Source organism: Bacillus sp. AFS001701 (assembly GCF_002559405.1).
Classification (GTDB): Bacteria; Bacillota; Bacilli; order Bacillales; family Bacillaceae_G; genus Gottfriedia.
Map to the genome: position 1 here is coordinate 1 of NZ_NTZO01000155.1, position 13,757 is coordinate 13,757.

A 13,757-nucleotide genomic window follows, 5' to 3' on the forward strand; every position below is an offset into this window, starting at 1 on the left:
CATATATTTTTTGTTTTAAAACAAAATTGTTATAACTTGATTTAATCTAACATTTATTCCTACTTGCTGATCGTTTATTAAAACCTCTTCTTTAACTTTTTCATTTAAATTAACAATGTATACCTGATCAATCTCATCATTAAATTTCAAAAATGCATACTTTTCATTTTCCGATGAATTATAAAAACGCATAACAAATTTATCTACTTTTTCAGCCTTTTTCAATGTACTTAGAACAACATTTTGGGATTGCTCTTTAAAAAAACTAAACTCTAAAGGAGTCTTCACATTCGACCTATTCAACTTCATAGCATCATAAGGGATCTTATTATAAGCAACAATAGGAGTTAAATACTCCTTAGCAATCCGACCAACATTCTCTTCTTTATTATGTGTTACAATCGCAAACTCCAACAACAACTTCCCAATCATCTGAGAATCCGGAGTAGGCAACTTAATCCCCGAAGGTCGCCCTGGTCTACGAACCATCTCCTCTTTCCCAAGAAAACCAACACTCCTAAACAAAGTAATGGCTATAGTATCAAACTTTTCACCAACGATTTCATATTCTCTCGTACTATTTGTTAATACACTTACTCCGTATCCATCGTTCGATAAACCTACATAACTCAACATAGGATAAATTGAATCCGGACGTTCATCCCAATTCTCTTCCTCCCACACAAGAATTGCCGGATCTACTACATTTCGTTTAATCGAACCAAATTGATTATCTGATACCGAGAAAGCCGACGCAATATTCGTTGGAATTAATACTCTTAACCGATGGTCCTTCGCTTGATTATCGATTTCAAATTTAACCTCAAGTATTGAATTATGATTTGGAACATTCACTACAATATGAACATTTATAGCACTATCAATAATTTGTTCTTTTCGTTTTTCTAAATTAGAAGGAACAGCCAAAGTATATTTAATATCAATAGTTACACCAAATCGATTTTGCTGAATTTTAGTTTCAGCTTTTACGAAATCACTATAAATTAACTCCTCATTTAGAAGTGGAGAGTAATCATATTCATCCCCATCATCACCTCCATTTTCTAAACGAAGAACATTCGTAAAAATTTGTCTAAGTTGTTTATCAAAAATATTCAATGTTCCATTTGAATTAAGAGTAATCTTATAATAATCTGTTTCAATCTCATTAGTAGAATAAGTTATTTTCTTTAAGACTTCATCACCTTCTTCTACGAAATATGTCTTATAACCCATCGATGGAATCGTTTCTTTTAGTTCAATTGTATATTCAATAAATGGATCATAATTTCCATAATGAACAATTTGACGATCAATTAATCCTGGATCAGTAATCTTACTTTCAATAATTTCGTAGTCTATTTCATTTGATTCATGATCAACTAGCTTAAACGATTTGAATTTTGTCATAACACTAGTAGTTACAACTTCAGTACGTTCATAAGGAAGTAAGTTAAAAAGTGTAATTCGATCATTTTCATTAGTAGTATCCATCGAATCAACAATCTTACGTTTATAAAAATTGATTAGTTGATCAACTTTTTCTTCCGCTAAATAAAAACGATTTAGAATTTCTCTGTGTACTTTATCAGAACAGCAACATCCAATACTATCATGTGCGTGGTTTTTCATAATCTCTTTCCATATTAACTCAATCAAACTATGGTGATACTCAAATCCTAAACGAAAGGCGATTGATGCAAGTGGTTCTAAAATATTGGTAATTTTATTTTCAATTCTAGTATTCGCCGCTTTAATATCCATTCTTGTCGAGTATATACTGCGATGAACACGCATGTACTTTCCATCTAGAAATTCGCCTTTCAACGTATCAAGGTCATTTTGTGTTTCAAGATTTTCAAAAACATTTTCATATTTACTTAAGAAAAATTCACGGTCTGGATATAGTTTTTTTAGTTTTTCAATGATCGTAAAAACATTCTTTTGAATTGGCATTTGATCATGCCCATTTGGTAAAATGATATGATCAGTCGTTGCACCACGATCAAGTACAGTGAAATACTTATCAATTCGACTTTGCAGTACTTCCTCATCCTCTGGTAAATACTTGCCAATCGCGTAACCAAGCGGAAACAATTGAACTAGCACCTTTGAACCATCATCTGTCTCCCAATAAAATTCAGTTTTGTCTGTACCATGACGTTCAGATGTACCTCTCCAGAAGATTGAATACTTAATATCAAACCCGTTTAAAATCATCGGCATTTGAGCTGATTGTCCAAAAGAATCTGGAAGATAACCAATCTTCATCGATTCGCCAAACTCTTCGCAGTCCTTCATTCCGTATAATAAGTTACGAACAATCGACTCACCACTGACAATCATCTCATCCGTTTGCGTATACCATGGACCAATAATTAATCGCCCTTCTTGAACAAGCTTTTTTATTCTCTCTTTATTTTCCGGTTTTACAGCAAAATAATCTTCTAAAATAGCAGTCTGTCCATCTAATACATAGTAAGGATAATCAGGATTTTTTTCTAACATTTCCATAATTTCTTCCATATTATTGACTAATAGAATTCTAGATTCTTCCGTTGTAAAATACCATTCTCTGTCCCAATGCATATGTGGGACGATATGAACTTTTTTCATTATATGCCCCCACTCTTATGCTACATTTTGTTGTGATGATTTTACTTGTATATCTTTAACGATTTTTTGTTTTCTTGTCATGATTAATAAAATTGTAGAAATAACTGCCCCAATTAAAGCCGCTCCAAACCAAATACTTGCGGCTACTATGGCTGGTTTTCCTTGAAGTAAAGCTAATGAGAAAATCCCAGCACCTGGAACATTTAAACCAATATTAAAGTAAGCAACAATCGCTCCTGTTACTGCAGAACCAGCAATTAATGAAGGAATCACTCGGAGTGGATCGTTAATCATAAACGGAATCGCCCCTTCTGTTATTCCAGCTAATCCAAGTAACCAAGTTTGTTTACCAATTTCTTTTTCTTGTTCGGAAAATAGATGTTTACCAATTATCGTTGCTCCAGTGACGGAGAATGCAGAAACCATTTTGACAGATGCAAATGCTGCATAAGGTACAATATTTCCACTCGCCATTGCACCAATGCAGAATGTGTAAGCAGCTTTGTTAACTGGACCACCAAGGTCAAATGAAACCATAGCTCCCAAAATTGCTCCAAGTATTATCGCGTTTGTCCCACTCATTCCATTGAGCCAATCAATTAATCCTTGGTTTAAGAAAGCTAATGGCTTACCAATTACAAATAGCATAATTGAACCAACCACTAGTGTTCCTACTACAGGATAAAACCAGAAACTAACAAAGCCTGCAAAGGTACCTTTAGGTTTCACTTTTAATTTTAAATACTTTAAGAAATAACCTGCTAGTAATCCTCCAAGCATACCTCCTAAAAATCCACTGCCTATTAAATTAGCCGCTACCCCTGCTGCAAAACCTGGCCCTAATCCTGGTTTATCTGCAATTGAGTACGCCATATACGCTGATAAAATCGGAATCATGATTTGTCCTAATAAAGAACCACCTAATTGGCGTAATAACCATAACCATGATCCTTCCGCTGCATATACATCTTGAAGACCAAAAGCTTGCGCTATAAAGACAGCCGCCGCTAATGTCATACCTCCCGCTACAATAATAGGGATGATGTGAGAGATTCCTGTTAAAAGAGAATCCTTAATTTCTGTTTTTATAGATTTGTTTTCTACTTCATGATGTTGCTCTTCACTTTCGGCCAATTCAGATTTAGGCGCATTTCCCACTTTTTGGAGAGCTTGTTCTAAAATTCCCTTTGCGTTTCGAATTGGTGCAGCTACAGAAGTTTTAACTTTTGGAAGATGCTTGAATCGCTCTTCATCTTTTACCGCAACATCCACCGCAAATACAATCGCATCAGCCTTTCTAATTAAATCAAACGTATGTCGATCTTCAATTCCATTTGCTCCTTGTTTTTCAACGAATACATTAATGCCTAATTCGTTACCCGCTTTCACAAGTGCTTCCGCTGCCATATATGTATGTGCAATGCCAGCTGGACAAGCTGTAATAGCTAAAACTGTTTTATCCCCTTTTGGAGAGACTTTCAGATTAGTAGGTTGTAAAGGTGCATCAAGAAGATCAAATAGTTCTTTATTTGTTCTTGCTTGTAGAAGATTCTTTTTATACTCTTCATCTGATAATCTTGTAACCAGTTCAGCTAATAAAGTAAGATGCGTAGTGCCTTCCTCTTCTTTCGGAATCGCTAACAAAATAACTAATTCAACTTGATTACTTGGATCAATACTTTCCCAATTATTCATTGGTTTCTCAAGTGTAATAACCGCAAACGAAGACTCTTTAACAGATGAAGATTTGCCATGTGGAATTGCGAGGCCACCTTCAAATCCAGTAGGTGATAAATCTTCTCTTTCCATTACCGCATTGTAAAACTCTTCTTCAGAATGGATTTTCCCTTCTGTTGCCAACTTTTTTACTAAGTATTTTATGATTTCTTCTTTTGATGAAAATGCCATTTTTGTACTGATTAAAGCTTCTGAAGTTAACTTCTTTAATTGCATTTTTGTAACCCCTTTCATTTTTTATTGGACTACTTTGGTTTCATAATAGCAAAAAAAAAATAAGAAGACGGAAACTTCTTATTTTTACACAGTTTTTAGTAAATATTTATTTTTAGTGTGTATTTATACACATCATTTTAATGTTTTCCAGTAATACTCTGATAAGGATCTAATAACGAACAATAAAGGTGTTTTATCCGTTACATTGTATTCATTCATTTTTTTATTAGGAGAATAGCAATACAAATTCACATCTGCTATTTGTTGTAAAGGATTTTTACTAAAATGAGTAAGCGATATTAACTTTATTCCCTTAAACTTTGCTAATTCCGCAACATCTAATACTTGAGCTGTTTCTCCAGATAATGAAATTAAAAAAAGTAAATTATTCTCTTTAGAATCAAATTTAGAAAGCTCATATAAGACATCGTGTCTGTGAATATAATACTCAGCCTGTTTACCAACTACTTTCAAATTTTTTATCATCATCTCACAAAATGGCGCAGTGTCCCCTACTGCAAAGAAAAGCACCCTGCGTGCTTCTTGAATTAATTTTGTAGTAAGTTCTAGTGTATTTTGATCAATTAATCCAATTGTTTTATGAATGTTGTATGTAATACTATCTTCCTCGGTAAAATTATCTTGCTGAATTATTTCCTCTTTTAAACTATTCTTCATCTGAGAAAATCCATCAAAACCTAATTTTTTTGTTAATCTCGTAATTGTATTCGGAACAGTAAACAATTGGGCAGCTAAATATTGTATAGAGTATCCAACAACCTCTTCTTTGTGATCCATAATAAACTCAATAATTTGATCATCAGTATCGTTTAGTTTATATTCAAATTTTTGAATCCTTTCCTCGAAATGTAACATTAAGCAAACACCTTCTTAATTTATGTACTGTTATTAATTTACTAGAATTTGACTTCAAAAGGAGAACAACTATAATATTGTTCTCTTTTCCTATTGTTCTTCCTTTTTATTTTTATCTAACAATAAAATAACGTACTCTAAGTCGTTTATATCAAATATTTACTTTACCTACTTCAATTTTCTTACCTGTTATTATCATGAATTATTGCAATTTCAATTTAAGAGTACCATGAAAAACATCCTAAATAAGAACGGTAATATGGCAATTTTGTGTTTGAATAATTTTAATAGAATCACTTATCTTTTTCTTCCTATTTGTAACCAAAATTAAGAATTGAAAAATAAAAAGTCAACTGCCGACAGTTGACTTTTGTTTCAGTAAGTATACTAAAAAAACCTTTAAAAGGTCCCCTCATCTATCAATGACAAATCAACTTTTGAATTATTCATCTAATCCATAAATAATTACTTTGCATTAGCATCAGGTTGATGAATTCCAAAAATATTACCTTCAGTGTCCTTGAAGTATCCTTGCCAAGCCATTCCAGGCAGTGCATATTTAGGCATTGCTACTTTGCCACCATTTTCAACAATTTTAGCTTCCGTAACGTCGTAATTTTCTACGCCCATGGTACATGCATATCCATTTAATGGTTGATTTGCTTCAGGAGGAGCACTTTGGCGCTGCATTAAGGCACCATTGATTCCCATTTCGTCCTCATTACCTGTCACTGCACCAAAGTATGGCATTCCTGCATATTCACTCCAATCTTGAAACGTCCAACCAAATACCTCTCCATAAAACTTCTTTGCACGTTCCATGTTATCAACATGAATTTCGAAATGAATTAATCTTCCCATAGTTTCCTCCTATGTTTTACAAGAATTTTCCTTAACTCATCTAGTATGTACTATAGTTGCTTATTTATTATTATATTGGATATGGAAAGAAATTCAATTTCCAAAGAAATATTTCTTTTATTATTTGTTCGACATCATTCTAAATTACTTAGTTTTATCGTTAATCGTTTAGCAATAACTTATATACTGGTAATTGATATTTTTTTAAATAATCAATTTTTCAACCGTAGGAAGGTCAGCTGGAGCCCATTCAAGTTCTTTTAACACAGAAATTTCTTTCCATTCGATCTTCGCATGTTCATTCGCTACTGGCGTACCGCTTATAATCTTGGCTTCGTATGTTATCAAATTTACAATTATATTTGGATACTCATGAATGACATCTTCAACTAATTCAGATACAGCTATTTCGCAACCTAATTCTTCCTTTATTTCACGAACCAAAGCCTCTTCGGGTTTTTCATTCTTTTCGATTTTCCCACCTGGAAATTCCCAGTAATTTGGCATGCTCATCTCTGGTGAGCGTAGGGCACATAGTATTTGGTTTTGATCGTTTTTTATGACAGCTCCAACGACTTTAATTTGTTTTTTCATTGTTTTTTTAATCCTTTTTATTCAATTATCTATTTATTATTTGGGCCGTACATTTAGACAGCCTATCCAAATAATCATAATACTATTTCTTTTCTAAAATTCGAATTGCTTTTTCAATTTTAGCTAAGGTCTTACCCATTCCAAAATCGATTACTTTTGTGTGTGGTTGAGTGGATTTTCTTTTATTTTTTCGTTTTAATCCCATAATGCTCCTCCTGTACAATCTTTTAATACCAATCCTATACAGGAAAAGAAGCATTTATGCATAAGAAAAGCAGAGAATATTATCATCCTCTGCTTAATGAAATTACCTTGTGTATGTAAGTTTTTCTGCTTTAGCGTTAGCTTTAAGAACATTTCTAAATCCTTCAACAACTGCTACTTGTGTGTTTGGTCGTAAGGAGTTCTCTGTAGGGGAGTTAGACTTAGATTTTCTTCGCTTAATACCTGCGGATCTACGAAGTTCACTTACTGCTTGTCCACTTATAATTGACATGATAACCCCTCCTGTTTCTATTAGATTTGTTCACTCATATCTTATCATAATAATTATCATTATTCATCATCCTCTTCTAAATCACCCATATACCAATCAAAAATATATAACAAGTTTGAAATATAAGAAGCATCAATCCCATCGACCGCTACATCTCCTGCCTCTAATGTCACAATCATGCTATAATAATTTCCGAAGTAAGGTATAGAAATTAGTTTTTCTTCTTTTAAAATAATGGTTTCACCATAAGAAAAAGACTTTATCATATTCGTTTTATCTTCTTCAATTGTTGAAAAGTTTATTGCGTGTCTAATACTCATCTTAGTAATTTGGGACCGAATTTTATTTTGCTTATCTTCTTCGCTAATTGGTGAGTCAAATATAAATATAGTGATGGCAATACCGAATGTATCGCTATATAGCTTCAGATATTCCGATAATTGATTAACATACTCTTCTGTTGATTGTGGAAGAGGTTTATTTTCAAAGGAAACAACGGTTTCTTGTATGACTTTAGAGAAGTTTTCTGCTTTTTTGGCACTTATTAAAATCATTTGTTTACTCTCTGTCAAAGCCTCACGAACTTCATCTTCATACTTAAACTCTGCACTCCAAATTTTTAAAATGTTTGGACATAGAAATACAGCTAAATCTATAAAAACTACCAAAGCTGAAATTTCTGTAAGGAACTTCCAATTCTTAAAATCTAGATTACTAGTTATAACGCCAATTGCCATGACGATTAAATACAACGTATAATATGTCCTTCGAATACGACCTAAGTTGTTATGAAAGCTTTTACTATCCATCCAGTAAAAAGCTAAAACAATTAGCAATAAAATAGAAAATCCTCCAAATAAAACTTTCAAGTGAGATACATGAAATAAAAACATTAGTGAAAATATTATACTAAACATCAATACAAGTAATATCACGTATATTACCAAGAAGTTAACCTTAAATTTACCTATCTGTACTTTCAACTTAACTCCCCCTTATATCTACTATTTTATCAAATAAAGGGTAGAGTTTGCTTCACAAATAAGTAGATTGGTGGAATACTAATTGAACGGATTCATCAGGTAAAGAGTTTTACGAACCCGTCGATCGATAATGCCTCACACCAATTTGCCATACTAGTAAGCAAGGCATAATAAAAATAATCCCCACTATTGGCGATAACATATATAGATACGCTTTCCCCTCCGTTTTATCTAGAATAAACATTAAAGGTAAGTAATTAACGCATCCGAAAGGAATAATAAATGTAAAGAATTTTGTTATCCATTTCTGATAGATATTTAATGGATACTGTGCCATCTCTCTTCCGCCATCTGTAAAAATATTGACTACTTCGAGACCCTGAATGGTCCAAAAACACATCGTTGCAGCAAGGATAAAGATTCCGGTAAAAATAAAGACCCCGCTAATAATCATTAAAATAATCGTTACTACTTTCATACTGCTCCATTCGATGGAAAGATTATTTAATGCCCAAATCAAAACAATTAAACTCTGAAGTAATCGACCAACTCTAGTAAACTCGAATTTAGAACCCATAACCTGAACAATTGTACTTCTTGGACGAACAAGTACTCGATCAAAGCTACCACTAGCTACTAGACTAGAGAAAGAGTCAAATCCACGAGCAAAACATTCACTTAAAGCAAAAGCCATATGGATAATAGCAAAACAAAGAGCAACCTCATAAAAAGTCCATCCTTTAATTTGTCCAAATCGTTCAAATAAAAAATAAAGACCCGCAAACATCGAGAACGGGATTAAAAACTGGCCAATTGTTAAAAGCCAAAAAGATGTGCGGTATTCCATTTGTGATTTAAAGAGAATCAGAAGATATTTAAAATATAGTCCCATAGTGTCAACCTCCTTGGACCACGACTCTTCGTAAGGCTTTATTAAAAGTGATTCTTCCTAGCCAAACAAGTAAACCTAACCAAATAATTTGTATTCCTATCCCAATCAAAGCCTCATTTTGAGGAATATTCCCAGAATAAACCCTAAACGGGAAATCAGCTGTCCATCGAAACGGAAGGAAATAAGCAACAGTCTGAAGCCAAGCTGGCATTAGTGGAATCGGAATTGTTAAACCAGAGAAAAATTCCCCAATAACTCCAAACATTAATAAGGAGCCTATAGGAGACATTGTCACAAATACTGAAATATAAATGAACATAGAAATCGAAACAAGAAGAAGTAAACCAAAGATAAGGGCAAACAAAAATAACACAAAGGTTAAGACACTTGGTGGTAACGTCATTTTATAAGGTTGAGGTAAAAAGAATGCAACAAGTAGGATCGGGAAACACCGTAGAATTGCACTCGACAAGCGTTGGGCTAAAAGTTTTGAATACCAGAAGCCATAGATTTCGCATGGCCTACAAAGCTCGTATGCAATATTCCCGGTTGTAATTAGATCAAAAAGCTCATTATCACGAAACCACAGCATGATGAAAGCTAAAAAGGATTGTTGTAACCATAAGTATGTAATGATTTCTTTTAAAGAAAGTGGTTGAGAATGGACTGTTTGACTATAAAAAGCTTCAAAGATCATGATGTACATAAATCCCCAGAAAAACTGTGTTGCTACCCCCGCCAATGCTGCTGAACGATATTGCATTCCGTTCAATAGTCGTAGTTTAAGTACAGATACATATGGCTTCATATTTGAAACTCCTTGTAGAGACCAACGATAATTTCTTCAATTGGTTGTGCTTCAATCGTCACATCGAGTAGGTCAACCTTACTGGATAAACTGGAAATTACATCAGATATTTTAACTTGTTCTGTGTCTAGACTTAATATTGCCCGTTCAGGAGACCATGAAATCATTGTGGCTCCAGGAATTTTGAATGGGTTGTGGTCCTCTCGATAATCTACCGTAATCGTTTTATGAGTCCCAAAATGTTTTCGTAATTCATTTAAATTACCATCGAATAATAAACTTCCTTTACCAATTAAAATAACTCGATCAGCTAAAGCTTCAATATCATTCATATCATGCGTCGTAAGAATGACGGTAACGCCCTTTTCTTTATTTATCCTTTTAATGAAATCACGTACGGCAATTTTTGAAACAGCATCAAGCCCAATTGTGGGTTCATCCAAAAATAAAATTTTAGGACTATGTAGCAATGATGCTGCAATTTCACAGCGCATCCTTTGTCCTAAGCTTAATTGTCGTACAGGTGAATGAATAAGACTTTGTAAATCGAGTGTTTCAATCAGTAGATCAAGAGTATCTTGATATTCGTTTTGAGGAATTTTATAAATATCACGGAGAAGCTCAAACGAGTCTATAACGGGTACATCCCACCACAATTGAGACCGTTGCCCAAAAACAACACCGATCTGTTTAACATAGGAAGCTCTTTCCTTCCATGGAGTGTATCCCATTATGTTACACGTCCCTCGATCTGGAACCAATATTCCGCTCATGATTTTTATCGTCGTTGACTTCCCTGCGCCATTCGGACCAATATAGCCTACGATTTCCCCCGGTTCAATAGAGAAAGAAATATCATTCAAAGCTTCGACAATCGAATGCTCTCGATAAAAAAGCCCCTTCACTGCCTGCCTAAGTCCTGAAGAACGTTTCGCAACCTTGAAGGATTTACTTAAACCATTTACTGTAATCAATTTTTTCGCCTCCTAACATTTTTGACTGGAAGAAAAATACTATCATCATACTATCGGCACGTCAATGTTTTTTTCAGTCTATTCGGTAATTTTAGAAAAATAAATTTTCACAAGTAGTTGGCAACAAAAAAAGAATGAAATCAATTAATTTCATCCTTTTTAGTAAATCACTTATACAACAGGAGTTAGTTCTCCTGCTGACATGATAACTTAGTTTACTTGAATTCAACCGCCATTTCATCTTTAAATCCGAATAAATAAGTAAAAATAAAACCAGCTACATAAGAGATAATAACTCCAGTTAGGTATAATAAAACCTGATTTGTATGAACTAAAAATGATAATGGAAGTCCTGAAACACCGACTGCAATTGTCGCGATATGGTAATGAGCCTGAAATGCTCCTCCGACTCCGGCACCTAAACATGCCGTTAAAAATGGACGACCTAGCGGTAAGGTTACCCCAAAAATTAATGGTTCACCAATTCCAAGCATTCCTGATGGGAGTCCCCCACCGATTGCACGTTTTAAGCTTTTTTTCTTCGTTTTAAAGTAAATTGCAAACGCTGCTCCGACTTGACCCGCTCCACCCATCGCAAGGATTGGAAGCAAAGGATCATCTCCAATGGAGTTAATTAATTCAAAATGAACTGGCGTCAAACCTTGATGGAGCCCAGTAACGACTAGTGGAAGGAATGTTGCGCCAAGTACAAATCCAGCTACAACTCCTCCATAATCAAGAACATTTAGCAAGCCTTTTGTAATCGCATCCGATACAAAACCGCCAACAGGCATAAATACAAGGTATGTAACGATACCTGTAATTAACAACGCTATGGTAGGCGTGAGAATAATATCTAGAGATTGCGGTACAAATTTTCTTACTGCCCTTTCAACTAAAGCGATGAATATTGCAGCAAAAAGAACTCCAATTAACCCTCCACGTCCAGGAAGCAGATTATGCCCAAATAAAGAGATATCTGCAACTCCAGGGTTGATGACAAGAATACCTGCCAAAGCCCCAAGCGCAGGGGATCCACCAAATTCCTTAGCAGTGTTTATTCCGACTAAGATTCCAAGATAAGCAAACAGACCCGATCCGATAACAGTTAAAATAATAGCTAATTTTGAGTCTGCCGCAAGCCACTCCGCTTGAACAATTGCTTTTGTAATACCGGTAATTAATCCTGAAGCAACAAGGGCAGGAATTAACGGAATAAAAATACTTGCGATTCTACGTAAAAACAGTTTAAAAGGTTTTGCATTTTTTCTATCAATCTCTGATTTGTTTTTTGAAGCTACCTCATTCAGATCAAAATCAGTGGCCGCCACAAGCAATTTGTCAAACTCTGCTGCAACTTTATTTACAACACCAGGTCCAAGTATGATTTGAATCGTTTCTTCTTCTACAACTCCTAGAACACCTTCTGTCTTTTTGATCGCCTCTATGTCTACCTTTGAATGATCGTTCGACGCTACGCGTAGTCTTGTCATACAATGAGTAGACGTCGATATATTCTCCGCTCCTCCTAAATGCTCTAATAAATGTTCGGCAATTATTAAGTATTTGCTAATCCCATTTGCCATCTTTACAACTCCTTTCAAAATAATCCTACCTCTTAAAATAGTTTGAAATATTTATGAGAATAGTCGGCGTTGATAGATTGATAGTTTTTTAAATTGTTTATCACCCCCTCCTTTTACAATTTAAATGCAAGTGTATTTGTTCAATTAATACACCTTGATTCTTTCATCAAATTCAGTTTTTAATACAAACAAAATTTCAAATTTAATATTATATAATTTGAAATTTTGTTTTAATTTTACGCTAATGTGATTGCTTTTATGACAAGGTATTAAGAGGAAAGAATATGATGAGTCTCTATCAAGTAGGGGTAATATAAAAAAATAGACGATCCCAAGTTAGTGGAATACGTCTATAGGGGGATTAAAAATGATAAAAATAGTAGTGTAGTTATAACAAACCATCGGACATTGTACTCTTTTCAAGCACCTTAAAAGATTAATATTATATTAAAAAGAATAAAAATATTAAAACAATAACTTTTAGAGATAAGTATCTAGAAATATAAACTATTAGAATAAAAACTAGAAAAAATAAATATTAAAGAATAAATACATTATAGTAAGAGTGCATACTGGCTTTTTCACACTCTAACTTCGAATTCCTTTTTCTATATTCAATTTACATATCTTTTTTTTATTTCTGCAAATTTAATTTGACAATAATACCACATATTACGATCGTACAACATTATGTTTTCATTAAATTTTACCTTTAACGTATTGTATGATTGTTCAATTTTCCAATAGTACTCATCATTTAATATTGGTTTATTTAACCATCCAATATCGTTAAGGATTGATTGAAAATATGAAAAATGTTGGTAATCAATATTATTTTCTGTTTCATCAATGTAAGAATACAGCTGATCAACTTTTTGTAATACTTCCTCTTTAGATGTTGTACCACTTTGTAATTCGAATCTATTCATTTTCATAATAGGTATCTTCGATAATTGATCTGTTAACTTATTTTTTAATGTATATATTTGTACAAATTTTTCTATCTCTTCATCAAAATATTTAAATGACTCTATAGTTTCATTATTATTTCTATGAATTTGTAATATTTTTTCCTTCATCAATTCATAATTTTCTTTAAAACACTCAATTGAATTTTT

Annotated in this window: 13 protein-coding genes; all 13 read right to left on the minus strand. The window is 33.5% G+C overall.

Annotated elements, in window-relative coordinates:
* Nucleotides 1-15: 15 nt before the first annotated feature.
* Nucleotides 16-2,616, minus strand: coding sequence for a mannosylglycerate hydrolase (mngB, locus tag CN514_RS12155; RefSeq protein ID WP_098232811.1), 2,601 nt, complete (start codon nt 2,614-2,616; stop codon nt 16-18).
* Between the two features lie 15 nt (nt 2,617-2,631).
* Entirely contained in the window at nt 2,632-4,569 is a 1,938-nt protein-coding gene (gene mngA / locus CN514_RS12160; protein ID WP_098232812.1) for a PTS 2-O-a-mannosyl-D-glycerate transporter subunit IIABC, read from the minus strand.
* 132 nt (nt 4,570-4,701) lie between these two features.
* Nucleotides 4,702-5,445, minus strand: a complete 744-nt coding sequence (locus CN514_RS12165) for a MurR/RpiR family transcriptional regulator (RefSeq protein ID WP_098232813.1) — start codon at nt 5,443-5,445, stop codon at nt 4,702-4,704.
* 465 nt (nt 5,446-5,910) lie between these two features.
* Entirely contained in the window at nt 5,911-6,306 is a 396-nt protein-coding gene (locus tag CN514_RS12170) for a VOC family protein (protein WP_098232814.1), read from the minus strand.
* A 204-nt stretch (nt 6,307-6,510) separates the two neighbouring features.
* Complete coding sequence (gene mutT / locus CN514_RS12175) at nt 6,511-6,900, minus strand: 8-oxo-dGTP diphosphatase MutT (RefSeq protein WP_098232815.1); 390 nt, start codon at nt 6,898-6,900, stop codon at nt 6,511-6,513.
* Between the two features lie 82 nt (nt 6,901-6,982).
* Complete coding sequence (locus CN514_RS26500; protein WP_286141657.1) at nt 6,983-7,105, minus strand: hypothetical protein; 123 nt, start codon at nt 7,103-7,105, stop codon at nt 6,983-6,985.
* A gap of 102 nt (nt 7,106-7,207) precedes the next feature.
* Nucleotides 7,208-7,396, minus strand: coding sequence for a hypothetical protein (locus CN514_RS12180; RefSeq protein WP_098232816.1), 189 nt, complete (start codon nt 7,394-7,396; stop codon nt 7,208-7,210).
* Nucleotides 7,397-7,455: 59 nt separating this feature from the next.
* Entirely contained in the window at nt 7,456-8,379 is a 924-nt protein-coding gene (locus CN514_RS12185; RefSeq protein ID WP_098232817.1) for a type II toxin-antitoxin system SpoIISA family toxin, read from the minus strand.
* A gap of 109 nt (nt 8,380-8,488) precedes the next feature.
* A complete protein-coding gene (locus tag CN514_RS12190) occupies nt 8,489-9,271 on the minus strand; it encodes an ABC transporter permease (RefSeq protein WP_098232818.1) in 783 nt (260 codons plus the stop codon).
* 4 nt (nt 9,272-9,275) lie between these two features.
* Nucleotides 9,276-10,079: an ABC transporter permease gene (locus CN514_RS12195; protein ID WP_098232819.1), complete on the minus strand. Its 804-nt coding sequence runs from the start codon at nt 10,077-10,079 to the stop codon at nt 9,276-9,278.
* Nucleotides 10,076-11,053, minus strand: a complete 978-nt coding sequence (locus tag CN514_RS12200) for an ABC transporter ATP-binding protein (RefSeq protein ID WP_098232820.1) — start codon at nt 11,051-11,053, stop codon at nt 10,076-10,078. The genes CN514_RS12195 and CN514_RS12200 overlap by 4 nt, the downstream gene beginning before the upstream one ends.
* A 215-nt stretch (nt 11,054-11,268) precedes the next feature.
* Nucleotides 11,269-12,639, minus strand: coding sequence for a PTS transporter subunit EIIC (locus tag CN514_RS12205; RefSeq protein WP_098232821.1), 1,371 nt, complete (start codon nt 12,637-12,639; stop codon nt 11,269-11,271).
* Nucleotides 12,640-13,253: 614 nt separating this feature from the next.
* On the minus strand, nt 13,254-13,757 hold a 504-nt coding region (locus tag CN514_RS25695), incomplete at its 5' end, for a hypothetical protein (protein ID WP_176525885.1).